This window comes from Fibrobacter sp. UWB15 (assembly GCF_900177705.1).
GTDB lineage: Bacteria > Fibrobacterota > Fibrobacteria > Fibrobacterales > Fibrobacteraceae > Fibrobacter.
Genome location: NZ_FXBA01000003.1, coordinates 271,539 through 289,508 on the forward strand (window position 1 = coordinate 271,539; position 17,970 = coordinate 289,508).

12 protein-coding genes and 1 tRNA gene are annotated in these 17,970 nt (G+C 52.1%); 9 read left to right on the forward strand and 4 right to left on the reverse strand.

Going from position 1 to position 17,970, the window contains the following annotated elements:
* Nucleotides 1-17: 17 nt before the first annotated feature.
* On the reverse strand, nt 18-2,651 hold the full coding sequence (locus tag B9Y58_RS07395; protein ID WP_085534890.1) for a rhamnogalacturonan lyase family protein: 2,634 nt from the start codon (nt 2,649-2,651) through the stop codon (nt 18-20).
* 510 nt (nt 2,652-3,161) lie between these two features.
* On the opposite strand from B9Y58_RS07395, the gene groES reads away from it, so the two are divergent.
* From groES to carB, 6 genes are all read left to right on the forward strand, one after another.
* Nucleotides 3,162-3,443 carry a co-chaperone GroES gene (groES, locus tag B9Y58_RS07400; protein WP_072797286.1) on the forward strand — a complete coding sequence of 94 codons (282 nt, stop codon included), beginning with the start codon at nt 3,162-3,164 and terminating at the stop codon, nt 3,441-3,443.
* A 140-nt stretch (nt 3,444-3,583) separates the two neighbouring features.
* Nucleotides 3,584-5,215 (forward strand): chaperonin GroEL, encoded by a 1,632-nt coding sequence (gene groL, locus B9Y58_RS07405; RefSeq protein WP_073054848.1) that lies wholly within the window; start codon nt 3,584-3,586, stop codon nt 5,213-5,215.
* Between the two features lie 143 nt (nt 5,216-5,358).
* Nucleotides 5,359-5,432 (forward strand) — tRNA-Arg (locus B9Y58_RS07410).
* An 857-nt stretch (nt 5,433-6,289) separates the two neighbouring features.
* Nucleotides 6,290-7,468 (forward strand): glutamine-hydrolyzing carbamoyl-phosphate synthase small subunit, encoded by a 1,179-nt coding sequence (gene carA / locus B9Y58_RS07420; RefSeq protein WP_073054846.1) that lies wholly within the window; start codon nt 6,290-6,292, stop codon nt 7,466-7,468.
* A complete protein-coding gene (locus B9Y58_RS07425; RefSeq protein WP_073054844.1) occupies nt 7,455-9,152 on the forward strand; it encodes a CTP synthase in 1,698 nt (565 codons plus the stop codon). Before carA ends, B9Y58_RS07425 begins: the two co-directional genes overlap by 14 nt.
* Complete coding sequence (carB, locus tag B9Y58_RS07430; RefSeq protein WP_073054842.1) at nt 9,145-12,408, forward strand: carbamoyl-phosphate synthase large subunit; 3,264 nt, start codon at nt 9,145-9,147, stop codon at nt 12,406-12,408. The genes B9Y58_RS07425 and carB overlap by 8 nt, the downstream gene beginning before the upstream one ends.
* Nucleotides 12,409-12,650: 242 nt before the next feature.
* On the opposite strand, the gene B9Y58_RS07435 is transcribed toward carB, so the two are convergent.
* Nucleotides 12,651-13,382 (reverse strand): homing endonuclease associated repeat-containing protein, encoded by a 732-nt coding sequence (locus B9Y58_RS07435; protein ID WP_199220959.1) that lies wholly within the window; start codon nt 13,380-13,382, stop codon nt 12,651-12,653.
* A gap of 210 nt (nt 13,383-13,592) precedes the next feature.
* Nucleotides 13,593-14,000, reverse strand: a complete 408-nt coding sequence (locus B9Y58_RS14760; protein ID WP_199220962.1) for a hypothetical protein — start codon at nt 13,998-14,000, stop codon at nt 13,593-13,595.
* 220 nt (nt 14,001-14,220) lie between these two features.
* On the opposite strand from B9Y58_RS14760, the gene B9Y58_RS07445 reads away from it, so the two are divergent.
* Entirely contained in the window at nt 14,221-15,036 is an 816-nt protein-coding gene (locus B9Y58_RS07445) for an Rpn family recombination-promoting nuclease/putative transposase (RefSeq protein ID WP_073054840.1), read from the forward strand.
* A gap of 113 nt (nt 15,037-15,149) precedes the next feature.
* On the opposite strand, the gene B9Y58_RS07450 is transcribed toward B9Y58_RS07445, so the two are convergent.
* Nucleotides 15,150-16,643 carry a glycoside hydrolase gene (locus B9Y58_RS07450; RefSeq protein ID WP_073054839.1) on the reverse strand — a complete coding sequence of 498 codons (1,494 nt, stop codon included), beginning with the start codon at nt 16,641-16,643 and terminating at the stop codon, nt 15,150-15,152.
* Nucleotides 16,644-16,790: 147 nt separating this feature from the next.
* On the opposite strand from B9Y58_RS07450, the gene B9Y58_RS07455 reads away from it, so the two are divergent.
* Nucleotides 16,791-17,372 carry a flavodoxin family protein gene (locus B9Y58_RS07455; RefSeq protein WP_073054837.1) on the forward strand — a complete coding sequence of 194 codons (582 nt, stop codon included), beginning with the start codon at nt 16,791-16,793 and terminating at the stop codon, nt 17,370-17,372.
* Nucleotides 17,373-17,382: 10 nt separating this feature from the next.
* The gene (locus tag B9Y58_RS07460) at nt 17,383-17,961 is read left to right on the forward strand and encodes a sugar O-acetyltransferase (RefSeq protein WP_073054835.1); all 579 of its coding nucleotides are present in this window, start codon (nt 17,383-17,385) and stop codon (nt 17,959-17,961) included.
* Nucleotides 17,962-17,970: the final 9 nt, after the last annotated feature.

Here is a 17,970-nt window from a genome sequence, read left to right on the forward strand (position 1 = left end):
GCTAGGCAGTGAGGTGTTTATAGCTTCGAGAATTTCTTCGTCGAAACAGCCTTTCCGTCAAGCATTACCTTAACGAGATAAGTTCCCTTCGGAAGCATTTCACGGTCAAGCGACAGAGTCGTTAAGCCAGAATTTACATTCCGGGAAACACCCATGCGCATAGCACCGGACATATCGTAGAAGTACACTTCGGCAAAGCCAGCCTTGGGCGTAAAGAGCACACCCGTAGAAGGATTGAAGGAGACTCCATTCTTGAACGGAATTACCGCAAGTGCAGTCGGATTATCAATCTTCTGTGTACCATCATAGAGTTCTACACCGTCGATACCGAAGGTGAACATATCGACGTTCGGACCGCCGTCACTCGTCATCGAGGTAAACGTAATCGTATTCACGCCCGCGACCAGCTTCACATCTACCTTCGCTTCGGAATACTTCGTCCAATCGCCAGTCGAGGCGAAACTGAGCGTGCCGGCAGAAGCGCCGTTCACGTTCACCGCCATGTTGCGGGAAGTCGTGCCACCGTTCGTGAAGCGCACCGTAAGCGTCGTCTTCGCCTCGGTCTTCGAGAAGATTTCCCAAGTGCCGTAGCTCGAAAGCGCATTGTCAAAGTTATAATAGCCGTTCTTGAGGAAGCCTTCGTTGGTCGTTTCCGTCACACCCTTGCCATCCTTCGGGGTAGAGGCATCCAGTTCGGACTTGCCGTTGTTCACCACCGGAGTCGTGTCGGCAGGTGCCGGGTCCTCGCCCACCACGAAGATGCTCGGCTGCTTGAGCGACTTGACCATGTCAGGTAGGTAGTAACCCAAGTGCGGCGGCTGGTTATAGGCCGTATTTTGAGACGCAACCGCCGTGCGGTAGGTGGCATCGTGCATCAAGGTATAAACACGGTGTTCGCTTGTCACCGGAGTCGAAACGATGTACAGCAACGTCGGATCCTTTTCGCTACGCACTACCATTTCTTCGCGCCAGTCGCCAAAGAGGTCGGCCACAAGGCTCGGCGTATTCTTGGTGCCATTGCAACCGGTAACACCGAGGGCAGATGGACCATCGAAATAAGTTTCAGATTTTTTCGACGTAGAATTGAACTTGGTCACAAAAGCGCCGTCCATGAGTTCGTCATACTCATCGCCGTCAAAATAAATGCGGAAGTTCTGAGACACTGCAGGCGTTCCAATGAGTTTGCCCTTAGCAGTCTTCATTCCACCGCCCTTTGCAGACCACATTTCATAGCCACGATGTTCAGAATCAACGTCTGCAGCCATGCCACGACCATTATCGACACCTTCGGCAGATGGCTGCGGAGTGCCCCAAATAATCTTGCCATCATTAGCGCGCATTTCTTCGGTGTACTGGGCATTCTTGTGTTCGTGCACATCCCAGGATTCAAGCCCCGGAAGATCCGGATCCAAATCACCGATGTGGTGGGCGTCGCCATGGCCAAGTCCCGTGCGGTAACGCAGCGTGCCGTCGTGGTTCAGGGCCGCAGCACCGAAGAACACTTCATCGTAACCATCGCCATCGAGGTCAGCCGCCTGGAGGCTGTGGTTTCCTTCGCCGTAAAGCCCCTTGTCCGGGTCTTCGGACTTGTGGAGCCAACGCAGCTTCAAGTCCTTTCCATCGAAATCGTAGGCAGCCACGTAGGCAGAGCTATAATAGCCGCGAACGAAAATAGCACTCGGATGTACGCCATCCAGGTAGCCCGTCGCCGCCAGGTAGCGTTCGCAGCGGTTGCCGTAATTGTCCCCCCACTTGCCCTTAGCCTGGGGCGAAGAATGGCTCAAGATATTGCGGCTCGGTTCGTACGTAACAGTCGAAATCGCCGCACCGTCAACACCGCGAAAGACTGTCAGGTATTCGGGACCATCGAGGATGGTTCCCGCAGAGCTGCGGTAATCCTTCGACTTGTCGCCAATCGCCTTGCCCGTACCGTCAATCGTGCCGTCGGCAGTCTTCACGATCATCTCGGCCTTGCCGTCGCCATCGTAGTCAAACACCTGGAACTGCGTGTAGTGAGCGCCCGCGCGAATATTCTTACCAAGGTCAATACGCCAAAGGCGCGTACCGTCGAGCTTGTAGGCATCGATGAATACCGTACCCGTATAGCCCGTCTGGGAGTTGTCGTGGGCATTGCTCGGATCCCACTTCAAAATCAGTTCGTATTCGCCGTCGCCGTCGAGGTCGGCCGTACTCACGTCATTGGGAGTGTACGTACACTTTTCGCCGTCAGGCATCGTCTGTGCCGCGGGGACTTCCAGTTTAATAGTCTTATACGGGAAAGACTTTCCGCTGTTGGAGACTGTCTTGTCGAGCACCACGGAAACACCCTGCTTGGCCCCTTCCTTGCCGCCAACTACTGCCGCGACCGTATATTTGGAAGTTGTCTTGCCGGCGGCGTCCAGGTAGTTCGTGCCACCCGTCTTACCAACGGAAGCAATTTTCTCACCATCGCGGTAGAGATTGAACTCCACGTCCGGAGCGTCGGTACCCAAAAGACGCCAACTCACGAGCATACCCTTGCCCGTGTTCGTGACAGCAAGACCGCGCGAAAGATTTTCCATTTGGCGGTTAGCCGAAAATGCCGGAGAAGCAAGCCCAAACGCTAGCACGACTCCTGCAAAAATTGTCGATGTTTTTAAACCAATACCCATATAAACTCCATTTTCAATGGCCTTACTGCTAATCTATTTCTAAAAGTTCAAAACAGAACGCAAATTATTCTTATTTGTAGTCTTTAGACAACAAGACTCTACAGCAATTCCTTTTCTAAATATAATCAAAAAATCTATAAAAAGTCCACATTATTTTAAAAATTTTATAGACAATTTGGCATTTTTAAAAATTGTAATAAAAATAAAAAGTCTACATTTCTTCATTAATGCCGTCAAGTGTGGACAACTACGGAATCGCCCGCAAGCCCGTCACAAGCAAAACGCCTTGTTTCAAAATAAAACACAACCTCCTTAAAGTCTTAAAAGCCGCCAAAAACGTTTCAAAACGATACTGTAAGACGCCTAAAAACACCAAAATAGACACAAATCGCCCACCAATAGAACTTGGCACAGAAATTGCTTATTTTAGGGCGAAACAAAAAAAATAGTCCAACTTGGACTAAAAAGTTCAATCAGGGCGCAAAAGCCCGCAAAAAAGGAAAAGTGAAAATGATTAAGCCTCTTGCAGATCGAATCGTCGTCAAGCCGGCAGAAGCCGAACAGAAGACCTCCTCGGGTCTCTTTATCCCGGACAACGCCAAGGAAAAGCCGATGCAGGGTAAGGTTGTGGCCGTAGGCCCGGGTCGCAAGAACGACAAGGGCGAACTCGTTGCCATGGAAGTCAAGGTCGGCGACGTGGTGCTTTACGGCAAGTACAGCGGAACGGAAGTCTCCGTCGATGGCGAAAACTACCTGATCGTGAAGGAATCGGACGTCATCGCTACTCTGTAGTGGTTAGTAGACAGTAGGAAGTTAGAAGTAGAAAGTATTTACAATCGCGGCTTCGCCGCCTAGCTATTAAACTGTCTACCGTCTACTGCCTACTTCCTACTCTTTCAACAAAAAGTTTTAAATAAAAAAGGAAAACAACAATGGCAAAGCAACTTAAGTTTGATGTAGCAGCTCGCGAATCCCTGATGAAGGGTGTCGACAAACTCGCCAACGCAGTCAAGGTTACCCTCGGTCCTAAGGGCCGCAACGTGATGATCGCAAAGGCCTTCGGCGCCCCGAACGTCACCAAGGACGGCGTGTCTGTCGCTAAGGAAGTGGAACTGGAAGACGCCTACGAAAACCTCGGCGCCCAGATGGCCAAGGAAGTCGCCAACAAGACGAGCGACGCTGCTGGTGACGGTACCACCACCGCTACCGTGCTCGCCCAGGCTATCACTCGCGAAGGCCTCAAGAACGTGGCCGCCGGCGCAAATCCGATGGACATCAAGCGCGGTATGGACGCCGCCGTTGACGCCGTCATTACCGAAATCGGCAAGATGGCCGTGAAGATCAACGGCAAGGAACACATTGCCCAGGTCGCAACGATTTCTGCAAACAACGACCCCGAAATTGGCGAACTCCTCGCCAACGCCATGGAAAAGGTCGGTAACGATGGCGTCATCACCATCGAAGAATCCAAGACCGCTGAAACCGTTCTCGACGTTGTCGAAGGTATGCAGTTCGACCGCGGCTACCTCTCTCCGTACTTTGTCACTAACACCGACAGCATGGAAGTGGCCCTCGAAAATCCGTACATCTTGCTGTACGACAAGAAGATTTCTACCATGAAGGATTTGCTGCCGATGCTCGAACACGTGGCAAAGCAGGGCAAGTCTCTCCTCATCATCGCCGAAGACGTCGATGGCGAAGCTCTCGCAACGCTCGTCGTGAACAAGATGCGCGGCACCCTGAAGGTTGCTGCCGTCAAGGCTCCGGGCTTCGGTGACCGTCGTAAGGCCATGCTCGAAGACATCGCTATCCTCACTGGCGGTATGCTGGTTTCCGAAGACACGGGTGCCAAGCTCGAAGACGCTCCGGTGACCGTGCTCGGCCAGGCCAAGTCCATCACCATCACGAAGGACAACACCACGATCGTCGAAGGTGCCGGTGACGCCGCTTCTATCAAGGGCCGTATCGCCCAGATCAAGAAGCAGATCGAAGCAACCACCAGCGATTACGACCGCGAAAAGCTCCAGGAACGCCTGGCCAAGCTCGCTGGCGGCGTTGCCGTGATCAAGGTCGGTGCTGCTACCGAAGTCGAAATGAAGGAAAAGAAGGACCGCGTCGACGACGCTATGCACGCAACCCGCGCCGCTGTCGAAGAAGGTATCGTTCCGGGTGGTGGCGTTGCCCTCATCCGTGCCGAAAAGGCTATTGACGCCCTCAAGTTCGACAACGCCGACCAGAAGACTGGTGCAGCCATCATCCGCCGCGCTATCGAAGAACCGCTCCGTCAGATCGTCACCAACGCTGGCCTCGAAGGCTCTGTCGTGGTGAACAAGGTGAAGGAAGGCAAGGACAGCTTCGGTTACAATGCCAAGACTGACACCTACGAAGACCTCATCAAGGCTGGCGTGATTGACCCGGCCAAGGTGACCCGTACGGCCCTCAAGAATGCATCCTCCATCGCTTCGATGATTCTTACCACTGACTGCGTGATTGCAGAAAAGAAGGAACCGAAGCCGGCAGCTCCTGCCATGGATCCGTCCATGGGCATGGGCGGCATGATGTAATCGGCTAGCCGCTAGATTCTACTCCTTATGGAACGTCCGGTTCGAGAATTCGATCCGGGCGTTTTTTTTGAATAAAACACATCGAGCAAACACGTTTGTTTGACGAAAACCTTGGCTTTTTGCTATATTTGCTTTCCACAAACGCTCGCGTAGCTCAGTTGGATAGAGCAACTGCCTTCTAAGCAGTGGGTCGTGGGTTCGAATCCCGCCGTGAGTATAAATCGCTCGGACACCTAGGTGCCCGAGCGATTTATTTATAGACGGACCATATCCAGAAGTTTCATCCCATCCGTACGGATCAACCGTAATCGCACTTGATACTTTGCGAACTAAACCACTTTCCTTCGTAACAGATATATTCCCTATTTTGGTAGCCGCAATCGTATTTTTTCAACTCACCTCTATTCGACTCATCGCAGTTTTCAAGGCCGCCGCAGAATCGCCATTATCCACCAAGAACAAGGTACTTATGGCATTGCCGTAGCCTTAGCCTCTTCTACGGCCCCCCCCGATTCACCATGTTTTCGACCAATCCCCCAAAACAAATCACCAGAGCTAGACAATAAAATCGAACTTGAAGACAGACCCGAGCTAGAAGAATTGCTAGAATCGGCAGGTTCTCGCGCTCTAGAAGCCGCATCAGTAGTTACTGGAGCTGACGTGCGAAACATCTTCAACCCTCCATTATAAAGATACATTCCTTCACATAGAAGTTGGCCAAATTTCCCTATTTTGCTGCTTTATTCCGTCTCTTTTTTACGTTTTATTGTTTTAGGGGATTTCGGTTTACATATTATGGAAAACCGCTAAAAAATGTTAGACAAATTCCGCACAAAACCTTGTGGTCCACCCCCTTTTTTACTACATTGAGAGCCCGATGAAAATATCGGAATCCATCGAGGCACACATGAGCGCAGCCGTTGAGAGCATCTCGCAACGGAACCAATCCACACTCTCTGGATTTCACAAAATTTTTCTTTTCTCTGTTTTTTATCGTCTTTATCGTTTGGCAAAAGCTTCTGGCTTTTGCCTTTATTTTTATAGAGTTTTTAACACTAAAGCAATGAGAATCGTATGACAGACAAGTTCCAATGGAAAGCGAAACGCGAAAAGAAGGCGTTTCTGGCACTGGCAGATGGCGCCGTCTTTAGAGGATACGCCTTTGGCGCCAAGACCGACACCGTCGGCGAAGCCGTTTTCAACACCGGCATGGCAGGTTACAAGCAAATTATCACCGACCCGTCGTATGCGGGCCAGTTCGTAGTCTTTACCACTGCCGAAGTAGGCGCCTATGCGGCCAATATCGAAAAGAACGAATCTCGCCAAGTGTTCCTGAACGGTATCGTAGTGAATTCCTTGGACTGGGTTTCTCCGGAACTTAAAGAAGAAAGCCTGCACGACTACATGCTGGCGCAGGGCAAGCCGGGTATCGCCGGTGTAGACACCCGAGCCCTCACGCTTTACCTTCGCGAACATGGCGCCCAGAAAGCCTACCTCCATGTTTCTGACGAAGAAATGAGCGAAGAAGACGCCATCAAGAAAGCTCAGGAATGGGAAGGTCTCGACGGCCAGGACTACGCCAGTAAGGTCAGCGACCCCAACGGTTACGAACTTTCTACCGAAGGCGACTTGAATATCGTGGCGCTGGATTTCGGTATCAAGATCAACATTCTGAGAAACCTGGTAAGCCAGGGCATGAAGGTGACGGTGCTCCCCATTTCTGCCTCCTACGAACAGATCATGGCTAAAAACCCTGACGGAGTATTCCTTTCGAACGGCCCTGCCGACCCGAACAGCCTCCCGCAAGTGGTCGCAGTCGTCAAGCAACTTCTGGGCAAGGTTCCTCTAATGGGCATCTGCCTCGGCAACCAGCTCCTGGGCCTCGCCTTAGGCGCAAATGTTTCCAAACTCAAGTTCGGCCACCACGGCTGCAACCATCCGGTTAAGAACCTGAAGACCGGCGCAGTGGAAATCACGAGCCAGAACCACAACTATGCGATCGATGCTATTACGCTCCCCGAAGAAGTCGAAGTCACTCACATCAACCTGAACGACAACACGGTCGAAGGCATTCGCCACACGCAATTGCCGGCATTCAGCGTGCAGTACCACCCGGAATCTGCTCCGGGCCCGAACGATTCTCTCTACTTGTTTAGTGAATTCAGACAAATGATCGAAGAATTCAAAGCAAAACAAGTCAGCACCCCCAAGCCCGCTGAAGTCCCCAAAGAGGTAAAAAATGTCCTCCTCTAAAGCTGCCGCAAAAAAACAGACCAAGTACATTTTCATTACCGGCGGCGTGGTCAGTTCGCTCGGTAAGGGAATCACCTCGGCCTCGCTGGCGCTGCTTCTCAAGAGCCGCGGCTACAAGGTGTTCATGCAGAAGCTGGACCCGTATCTGAACGTGGACCCGGGCACCATGAGCCCCTACCAGCACGGTGAAGTCTTCGTGACCGATGACGGTTACGAAACCGACCTTGACCTAGGCCACTACGAACGTTTTGCCGGCGTGCAGTGTTCCAAGGCTTCGAGCTACACTTCGGGCCGCATCTATTCCTCCGTACTCGCGAAGGAACGCGCGGGCAAGTACCTTGGCGGCACCGTGCAGGTGATTCCGCACATTACCAACGAAATCAAGGACGCCTTCCGCTCTGCAGCCGAAAGCGGCGCAGACATCGTGCTCTGCGAAATCGGCGGTGTCGCAGGCGACATTGAATCGCTCCCATTCCTCGAAGCCGCAAGACAGTTCCGTTTTGAAGTCGGCGTGGAAAACACCTGCTTTATCCACCTGGTTTTGGTGCCTTACCTCAAGGCAGCTGGCGAACTCAAGACAAAGCCTTCGCAGCACTCGGTTGCCGAGCTCCGCAACATCGGTATCTTCCCGGACATTCTCGTGTGCCGTACCGAAATGACGATCCCGCAAGATCACTTGGACAAGCTCGCGCTCTTCTGCAACGTGAAGCCCGAATGCGTCATCGAAGAAAAGGATGTGACGGATTCTGTGTACGCCGTGCCCCGCGAACTTTCCAAGCAGGAACTTGACCTCCGCGTGTTGGAACAGCTCCGCCTGAGCGTGCACCCGATTATCCACTCCGAATGGGACAAGCTCGTCAAGAAGGCCACCCAGCCCAAGTACGAATGCACCATCGCGCTGGTGGGCAAGTACATCGCCATCCGCGACGCTTACAAGTCCGTGCACGAAGCCTTGCAGCATGCCGGCATGGAACACAACGCCAAGGTGAAAGTGGAATGCATCGAGGCCGAAGAGCTTGAAAAGAATCCGAGCCTCATCAAGAATGCGGACGGCATTCTGATTCCGGGTGGATTCGGTAGCCGCGGCGTGAACGGCAAGTGCGAAGCCATTCGCTACGCCCGCGAACACAAGGTCCCGCTGCTGGGCATTTGTCTCGGTATGCAGTGCTGCGTGATTGAATTTGCACGCAACGTACTCGGCTGGAAGGACGCCAACTCCACGGAATTCGACGAAAAGACAGCCCACCCGGTCATCGACCTGATGGACGAACAGAAGAACGTCACCGAAAAGGGCGGCACCATGCGCCTCGGCGCTTACCCGTGCAAGCTCATGAAGGATTCCAACGCTGCCAAGCTCTACAAGAGCGAAAAGATTAGCGAACGCCATCGTCACCGCTACGAATTCAACTACAACAGCGAATTCCGCGTCGCCTTGGAAAAGGCGGGCCTGAAAATCGCCGGCACATCGCCCGACGGCAAGCTCGTAGAAATGGTGGAAATCAAGAACCACCCCTACTTTGAAGCCTGCCAGTTCCATCCGGAATTCAAGAGCCGTCCTACGGCACCGCACCCGCTGTTCAGCGGGCTCGTAAAAGCCGCCCTCGCGCAGAAGAACAGCAAAACAAAAACCGCGACCGCAAAAGCCGCGCAGAAGAATTTGAATGGAGGCAAGAAGAATGCCTAAGCGTACAGACATCAAGAAGATTATGCTCATTGGCTCCGGCCCGATTGTGATTGGCCAGGGCTGCGAATTCGACTACTCCGGCGTGCAGGCCTGTAAGGTGCTCCGCCGTGAAGGCTACGAAGTGGTGCTGGTGAACTCCAACCCGGCCACCATCATGACCGACCCCGAAATGGCCGACCGCACCTACATCGAACCGCTGAGCGTCGATATTTTGCACGAAATCATCCGCCGCGAACGCCCGGACGCCTTGCTTCCTACTCTCGGTGGTCAGACTGCTTTGAACCTCGCGATGGAACTCAATGAACGTGGCATTCTCGACCGCTACCAGGTGGAACTTATCGGTGCAAAGGCCGAATCCATCCAGCGCGCCGAAGACCGTCACTTGTTCAAGGAAGCCATGCTCAAGATCGGTCTTGACCTTCCCCGCTCCGGTTCCGCACACTCCATGAGCGAAGCTACCGCAATCGCCCACACCATCGGAAGCTGGCCGCTCATCATCCGTCCGGGCTTTACCCTTGGCGGCACGGGCGGCGGTATCGCCCACAACGAAGAAGAATTCGAGACCATCGTGAACCGTGGTCTCGACGCCTCGCTGAACAACGAAGTGCTTATCGAAGAATCGCTCCTCGGCTGGAAAGAATTCGAGATGGAAGTCATGCGCGACAAGAAGGGCAACGCCGTTATCGTGTGCTCCATCGAAAACCTGGACCCCATGGGCGTGCACACCGGCGACTCCATCACGGTTGCTCCGATCCAGAGCCTTGATGACCGCGCCTACCAGGCCATGCGTGACGACTCCCTGAAGGTCATGGAAGCCATCGGCGTGGAAACCGGCGGATCCAACGTTCAGTGGGCCATCGAACCCAAGACCGGTCGCCGCATCATCATCGAAATGAACCCCCGCGTAAGCCGTTCTTCTGCTCTTGCCTCCAAGGCGACGGGCTTCCCCATCGCAAAGATTGCAGCGCTCCTTGCCGTGGGCTACACGCTCGACGAACTCCGCAATGACATTACGCAAACGACCCCGAGCTGCTTTGAACCGGCCCTTGACTACGTGGTGGTGAAGGTTCCGCGCTTCACCTTCGAAAAGTTCCCGAAGGCCGATTCCACGCTCGGCACCCAGATGAAATCTGTGGGCGAAGCCATGGCCATCGGCACCAACTTCAAGCAGGCCATGCAGAAGGCACTCCGCTCGCTCGAAACAGGTTACGGTGGATTCGGTTGCTGCGCCAAGTGCGAAAAGTTCAAGGAATACGACGACGAAACGCTCACCAAGGAAGTCGCCCGTCCGAGCGCCGAACGCATCTTCGTGCTGTACGAAGCATTCCGTCGCGGCTGGAGCATTGAAAAGCTTTACGAACTCACCAAGATTGACCGCTACTTCTTGCGTCACTTGGAAGAACTCGCCTACTTTGAAGACGAAATCAAGGCCGCCAAGTCTCTCGCCGGCCTCGCTAAGAACATTCCGCTGTTCCGCCAGGCCAAGGAATTCGGCTTTAGCGATATCCAGATTGCCTACATGTTCCACAAGCGCCCCGAAGACGTCATGGAAGTGCGTAAGCAGATTGGCCTCAAGCCGAGCTACTACTCCGTAGACACTTGCGCCGGCGAATTCGAAGCCATTACGCCGTATTATTACAGTTGCTGGGCCGAAAATTCCGAACCGGTCCGCACGATTATCGGCAACCGCGGCAAGAAGCGCATCATGGTGCTCGGCGGCGGTCCGAACCGAATCGGCCAGGGTATCGAATTTGACTACTGCTGCTGCCACGCCGCCTTTACGCTGCGTCGCGAAGGCTACGAAGTCATCATGGTGAACTCGAACCCCGAAACGGTTTCCACCGACTACGATACCTCCGACAAGCTTTACTTTGAACCGCTCACGCTCGAAGACGTGATGGGCATTTACGAACGCGAAAACTGCGCGGGCGTGATTGTGCAATTCGGTGGCCAGACTCCGCTGAACCTCGCCATGCGTCTCAAGAAGGCCGGCGCAAACGTCGTAGGTACAAGTCCCGAAGACATTGACCTCGCCGAAGACCGCGACTTCTTCAAGCAGCTGGTCGACAAGGTCGGTATCAAGCAGGCCGCATCCGGCATCGCCCACAACGTGGAAGAAGCCTTGGCCATTGTCGACCGCATTGGCTACCCCGTGCTTGTGCGCCCGAGTTTCGTTCTCGGCGGCCGCGGCATGGTGATTGTCTATAAGGAAAAATACCTCCGCAAGTTCGTAGAAGAAGCTGCCGCCATTGGCGAAGGCAAGCCGATTCTCATCGACCGCTTCTTGGAAGACGCCACCGAACTCGACGTGGACTGCATCAGCGACGGCAAGCACACCGTGGTGGGCGCCATCATGGAACACGTGGAACCCGCAGGCATTCACTCCGGCGACTCCGCAAGCGTCATCCCGCCTATGACGCTTTCCAAGGAAATCCAGGACAAGGTTCGCCAATATGCGAAGGACTTTGCAAGGGAACTCCACGTGGTCGGCCTCATGAACATGCAGCTCGCTGTGAAGGACGGCGAACTCTACATGATCGAAGTGAACCCGCGCGCATCCCGCACCGTTCCGTTCGTGTCCAAGTCCATCGGCGTTCCGCTTGCAAGCTACGCCAGCCGCTGCATGCTCGGCGAATCCCTCGAACAAATCGGCTTTACCGAAGAAGTCCGCGTGCCTTACGTGAGCGTCAAGGAAGCCGTGTTCCCGTTCGTCAAGTTCCCGGGCGTGGATATCACGCTTTCTCCGGAAATGAAGTCCACCGGCGAAGTCATGAGCCTCGATCGCGACCGCGGCCTTGCCTACCTCAAGAGCCAGCTCGCTGCAGGCAACAAGGTGCCGAGCGAAGGCAACATTTTCGTCTCGCTCAAGGACGAAGACAAGCAGAAGGCCGTTCCGCTCATCAAGCGCCTCGTAGACATGGGCTACCAGATTTACGCCACCCGCGGCACCTCGACGATGCTTTACAACGAAGGCATCAAGACCCGCGCCGTGTTCCGCATCTCCCGTGGCCGCCCGAACCTGTTGGACCTCATTCACGACAAGGAAGTGCAGTGGATCGTGAACACCACCGAAAACGGCGCCGAAGCCATGGTGGACGAAATCCAGATGCGCTCCAAGGCCGTCGTGTCCGGCATTCCTATCACCACGACCATCGCCGCCCTCACCTCTACCGTGGAAGGCCTCATGGACAAGCACGACTTCGGAAGATTCGAAGTGTGCAGCCTCCAAGAGTACCATAGGCACGTGAAGAAGTAAGGTGGTTGGAAGAGGGGAAAGCCTTCCCCTCGCTTCAGCCCCGGCCCCGCCCAAAGTGTCAAGCCCGCCTCCAAGCGGGCTTCTCCTTTTTATACCCTCCCCAGCCGGGTCTTCCGCTACCCCTTCTAGCGGGCTTCAATCGCCAGCCCGCAACGCCCGGCTTACACCCGCTCACAAATGTCATTCCGGCCTCCGAGCCGGAATCTCCTACTAGAAAAGGAATTCCATACGGAATTCCTTTTCTACTTCTTGTCAATAAAAGCATTTCCTTTGCCAAGATTACATTGTTCACATTTTGTTTCCAAATTATCGGGAATTGTTTCTCCGCCTTTGGACCATGGAACAATATGGTCAACATGTAATTTTACGCCTTTTTCATTAATTGGGCTGCGTCCACAAGTTTTACATGTAAAGCCATCTCTCATTAAAATTTGGAAGCGAAGTCTGTCGGATATTTCTCTTTTTGTTTTGTGAGTAATCGTTGAAGCTATTTTATTTTCAACAAGAGGCTTATCCGCTCTTGAATCATTTTGTTCACTTTCAGCCCCATTTGACATATAAGCAACAAACGACTCTAAAGCTTTATGAAAACTGCCAAATTTATTTTCATATGTTCCCGCAGAATATTTTGAAAAAGGCTTTTTGATTTCATTATATCTCGGTTGTCTTCCTAAACTAATCCAAATTCTCTCTAAATTAGAAAACAGTTCTTCCTCAGAAATATTTAGTTTACTTCTACTGGGCTCTAAGCCACAAATTTCTAGAACCTTAAACCAAGAACCAAAACGGCGTTGCAATGTGCAAGGGTGAAATTTTCCATTCTGTTCATATTCCGCTATTGTCACCGATTTCTTGTCCAGTTTTGCAGCAACATTTTTAACATCATCAATCAACTCGCTGTCTGGAGTATTTCTTTTATACTCATCTAAAACAAAATTAAATGCTTTATTGATATCAGTTTGCGGCATAGCCATTCTCACTTTGATTATTCTCAATATACATTTTTGAACTTAAAAATATTTTATACGTTAAGGCTAATGCCCCTTGGCGACAAGACTCGCGGAGCAAGGCTTTCTCAGCCAACCGCACATATATGTGCGGGAACGCCAATTTCCTGAAATTTGTGATTCAGCAACCCACGAATCAGGGAACCTTTCCCTTGTAAGGCGTTCGCAGATGCTCTTTTAGTATTTCTTCATTCTTTTCATTGTTCCACTTACCAGAAACCATAGAGCATCCATGCCGTTTTCAACTTTCTGAGCGGCATTACTAAACCCACCTTTCTGAGAGAATTCCATTATCAAATGAGCCGTAGATTCAATCACCTTCTTATAGCGATCGATTTCCTCATCTGAAAAACCGAATATATCTTCCCAAGTATAAGTGGGTAAATAGCATGTTGCCCGATGAAAACCATCTTTTGCATCGGGCTTTTCAATGTACACCTTGACACGGCCATCCTTGCCCATTTCGGAATGGACAATTTCAGTATTATCATCTAATGTCATGAAGGGGTACATCATATTGCTAAATGGCAATATAACATTTTTTGGTCTAACTTGGCTAGTACTCATTTTTCCCACGAAAATCATTCCCAAGCCCAACTTGAAATCACATTTTGTGATTTCAAGACTTCAATTCCGACAAGCCTTTTCAAATTAACTTGCTATATTGTGAATAAGCCGACGTAAAGTCGGCAATCTCACAAAAGAGCCGTTTTCTATATCGTTATTTATTTATCGACATAGGAACGGCTCTTTTTTTATTTAACCCAAAACGGCTCGGATTAAATCGCCCGGCCAAAGGAGTAAAATGGAAGCAAACCATATTCCGTTTGAACAGTTGACCATCACAAACCGCTTCATGTTCGCGTTGGTGTTCAGCCACAAGCATATTGCAAAGCCCTTCCTGGAGGCTCTTCTTGGTATAAAAATTTTTGATTTGCAGGAACCAGAGCCAGAGAAAAGTACCGAAAACAGCCCCTTTAACAAAGGCGTCCGTTACGACGTATTTGTAAAGGAACAAGGACCCAAGGGCGAAATTCTCCGCACATTCGACATCGAAATGCAGATAGAAGACACCCACGAACTGCCGAAACGAGCCCGTTACTATCAGGCACTCTGTGACTCCGAAGCCCTGAACAAAGGCGAATCATATCGCAACCTCAAGGAACAGTACGTCATATTCATTTGCCCAGACGACATTTTCAAGCAAGGGCGAGCGGTTTATAAGTTCATGAATCTAGAAAAAGGTCATTCTGAACATGAATTGGGTGACCTGTGCTTCAAAAATTTTTATATATTCAATAAGTACAAGGATGTCGCCGAAAAGTCGGTCAAGGAGTATCTTGAGTATTTCGCAACCAACAAGGCGAACTCTCAAGAGACAAAGGACATTGAACGCCAGCGACAATGGTACCTGTCGGACAACGAAACAAGGAAGCGCTATATGACTTGGCAACAAGAAATAGATGATGCGGTATACGTAGAACGCGAGCGCGCCAATGCGGCAGAACGCCGTGCCGACGAAGCGAAATCTCGTGCCGACAAAGCAGAATTCCGCGCCAACGAAGCGGAATCCCGTGCTGAAAAGTATGAAAAAATTCTCAAGGAGCACGGCCTTCTTTGAGTCTTACTAGTCGGCCTTTTTATCGTCAAAAAAAAAAATTGAATGTGCATAGAGCAAACCGGTCTGTTTGGACCGGTTTTTGACATAAAGAATTTAACAACAGCACAGTCGAACTATTTCAAAACCATGTATTGCGTTTTGGCATTGCCGCATTTGACCATATACACACCGCGGCTTAGGCCTGCGCTTGTCATGGCGTTGCGGAGATCGCCGATATGTCCGGCTTGGAATTCGCCGACAAATGCTCCAAGCGGGCTAAACACCTTATATATGATTTGGAGGCTTTTGGGGGCAGAAAATCCGAAGGCGATAGCCTCTGTAGAATCTGCGGGCGGTTCCACCTTTGGTTCCTGCCACAGAATGAATTCGACTGTCGTTGCACTGCGGGCCGGAACGCTGTAACTGCACTTTGTATCGTCAACCTGAACTTCGTCACCTTCCTTGAGGTTATTGTTGTCGTCGGTAACGTAGGGCTTGAAACTTCCAATTTTCGTGTTTCCGAAGTCAAAGTCCGCCTTGAATTTCTCATTCTTGGAATTGAGAATGACGACTGCAATTTTCGTCTTGAGGGAGTCGCGGTAGGCGGTGACCTTTACGTTTGCTTCCGGATTCTTGGTGGCGTCGATTCTCCAGGAGCCGGGGCGAGCGAAACGGCTGAAGTTCCCCATAATCCAGAGTCGCTTGGTGGGCTCCACGTTGTCGGGGTTGCCTTGTCCTTGCGGCCAAAGCGCTCCGTTGCCGCAGCTGGCTTCGCTGCAGGAATAAATCCACCAGAAATGCCAGGCGTTCATGTTCGCAATAGTCAGGGCGTCATGGATTACACCTGCAACGCGGAGAGCACTTCCCATGCCCACGTCTTCCTTGTTACTTCCAAGATCATAGACTTCGGTTTCCCAGAATTCCTTGCCGGCTTCGTGAATTTCGGGGTAAGCGGCCGGGTCTCCGCCGTATTCGTGCGTCCCAAAAATGTCCGTGTATTTCAAGGCGGCGGAATTATTGAAGAAGGCTTTTTTGTAATTGGGAAATCCGTACCAGTTGATAGCTTCGGTGCCAATGATTTTGATGCCCGTGGTATCGAGGGTGGGGCCAAGGTAGTCGCCGACCCAACGTGCCAATTCATCGGGTTCGTAGTGGTTGTCACCGGTGCCGTCGGGCTCGTTTTGCGACGAAATTGCATATAGATTAACGCCAGCCTTCCGCATGTCTTGCGTAAACTTCAAGATGGTGTTGGCCCAGTCCTGAGCGTGATTGAAATCCAGGTGCTTTTTGTCACCGTCGTAATTTACAGTGTATCTGGAAGTCCACGGGGCTGCCCAGACTTTGACGCCGTATTCACTTGCCTTTTTTGCGATACTTGTTTCGGAGGTGGTGCCGTCCGGAGCGATGCGGATGCGGTGCAGCGTAAGCCCTGCGCCACTGGTAGAGTCCCAAAGGAAGGCGGCGTTCTTGTCGGTGATGGAGCCAGCCCATGCCGAAGCGGCTCCAAAGCCACTGATGCGCTGGTATTCTTTGTCCATGTCAACGTTTATCGTTGCAGCACTGGCAAGAGTGCCCCAAAATGCGATGGACCCCGCAAAAAGAGAAAATCCCTTTATTGAAACCGTCATAAAACCTCCCAATTGAACTTTACTTACTATAAAATATGTTGAAAAATTCACTTTATTTACGGCTAAAATTGAATTAGCTTTGATAAAATGACAATAGAATGTTGTATCTTTCAACAGGTATAAAAATCAAGCTCACCGGAGTTTATCATGAAAGTCGTCTTGTTTAACGGCAGCCGTCGCGAAAAGGGCTGCACCTACACCGCACTGAACATTGTCGCGGGCGAACTCAACGCCGCGGGCATCGAAACCGAAATCTTCTTTGTCGGGGGCCGCGTGCTCAAGGGCGAAACGGACGCCGTCGTCCACGAAGCCAAGGAAATCTTGAAGTCCGCCGACGCGGTGGTCTACGGTTCGCCGGTCTACTACGCCTCCCCCAGCGGCGAAATGCTGATGTTCCTCGACAGGCTCTACGGCCTCGCCGAAGCGGAACTGCTCTTTAAGCCCGCCGCCACAGTTGCATCGGCACGCCGCGCAGGCACCAGTGCCACTCTCGATGCGCTGAACAAGTACCCCGCATTCGCACAGCAGCCCCTCGTGGCCTCGCGCTACTGGAACATGGTCCACGGTTCCAGTCCCGAAGATGTACTCAAGGACGAAGAAGGCGTGCAGATTATGCGCGAACTCGGCCGCAACATGGCATGGCTCCTCAAGAGCATCGAAGCCGGCAAGCAGGCGGGCGTCCCGCAGCCTGTCGCCGAAAAGAAGGTGTTCACGAACTTTATCCGCTAAGAGTTAAAGTATGACCGAAAAAGAAAAGATGCTCGCCAGCGAGCTTTACGATCCCTCCGATGCAGAACTCGTGAAGTTGCGTCAGACAGCGCATTCCCTGTGCCGCCAGTACAACAACCTCGACGAGACGGATGACGAGCGCAAAAGCATCTTGGACAAACTGTTCGTAAAGCGTGAGCCGGGCGTGTACCTGCAGGGCCCGATTTTCTTCGACTACGGCGTGAATACACAAATCGGCGAGAACTCCTTCGCGAACTTCAACTTCACCGTTCTGGACTGCGCAGCCGTCACCATCGGCAAGAACGTCTTTTTCGGCCCGAATGTCGCCATCTACACTCCACTGCATCCGCTCCGCTGGCAGGAACGCAACATGTTCAAGAAACCCGACGGGACGCTTGCGAACAACGAATACGCGAAGCCCATCACCATCGGGGACAACTGCTGGATTGCAGGGAACGTCACCATCTGCGCGGGCGTTACCATCGGCGAAGGGAGCGTCATCGGGGCGGGCAGCGTCGTGACCCGCGATATCCCCGCCGGCGTCGTTGCCGTCGGGAATCCGTGCAAGGTGTTGAAGAAAGTAGAGTAAACATCTATC

What these genes read in the sequence shown, in the direction of transcription:
- B9Y58_RS07395 (WP_085534890.1), bottom strand. Translation starts at nt 2,651, where the DNA reads ATGGGTATTGGTTTAAAAACATCGACAATTTTTGCAGGAGTCGTGCTA.
- groES (WP_072797286.1), top strand. Translation starts at nt 3,162, where the DNA reads ATGATTAAGCCTCTTGCAGATCGAATCGTCGTCAAGCCGGCAGAAGCC.
- groL (WP_073054848.1), top strand. Translation starts at nt 3,584, where the DNA reads ATGGCAAAGCAACTTAAGTTTGATGTAGCAGCTCGCGAATCCCTGATG.
- carA (WP_073054846.1), top strand. Translation starts at nt 6,290, where the DNA reads ATGACAGACAAGTTCCAATGGAAAGCGAAACGCGAAAAGAAGGCGTTT.
- B9Y58_RS07425 (WP_073054844.1), top strand. Translation starts at nt 7,455, where the DNA reads ATGTCCTCCTCTAAAGCTGCCGCAAAAAAACAGACCAAGTACATTTTC.
- carB (WP_073054842.1), top strand. Translation starts at nt 9,145, where the DNA reads ATGCCTAAGCGTACAGACATCAAGAAGATTATGCTCATTGGCTCCGGC.
- B9Y58_RS07435 (WP_199220959.1), bottom strand. Translation starts at nt 13,382, where the DNA reads ATGGCTATGCCGCAAACTGATATCAATAAAGCATTTAATTTTGTTTTA.
- B9Y58_RS14760 (WP_199220962.1), bottom strand. Translation starts at nt 14,000, where the DNA reads ATGATTTTCGTGGGAAAAATGAGTACTAGCCAAGTTAGACCAAAAAAT.
- B9Y58_RS07445 (WP_073054840.1), top strand. Translation starts at nt 14,221, where the DNA reads ATGGAAGCAAACCATATTCCGTTTGAACAGTTGACCATCACAAACCGC.
- B9Y58_RS07450 (WP_073054839.1), bottom strand. Translation starts at nt 16,643, where the DNA reads ATGACGGTTTCAATAAAGGGATTTTCTCTTTTTGCGGGGTCCATCGCA.
- B9Y58_RS07455 (WP_073054837.1), top strand. Translation starts at nt 16,791, where the DNA reads ATGAAAGTCGTCTTGTTTAACGGCAGCCGTCGCGAAAAGGGCTGCACC.
- B9Y58_RS07460 (WP_073054835.1), top strand. Translation starts at nt 17,383, where the DNA reads ATGACCGAAAAAGAAAAGATGCTCGCCAGCGAGCTTTACGATCCCTCC.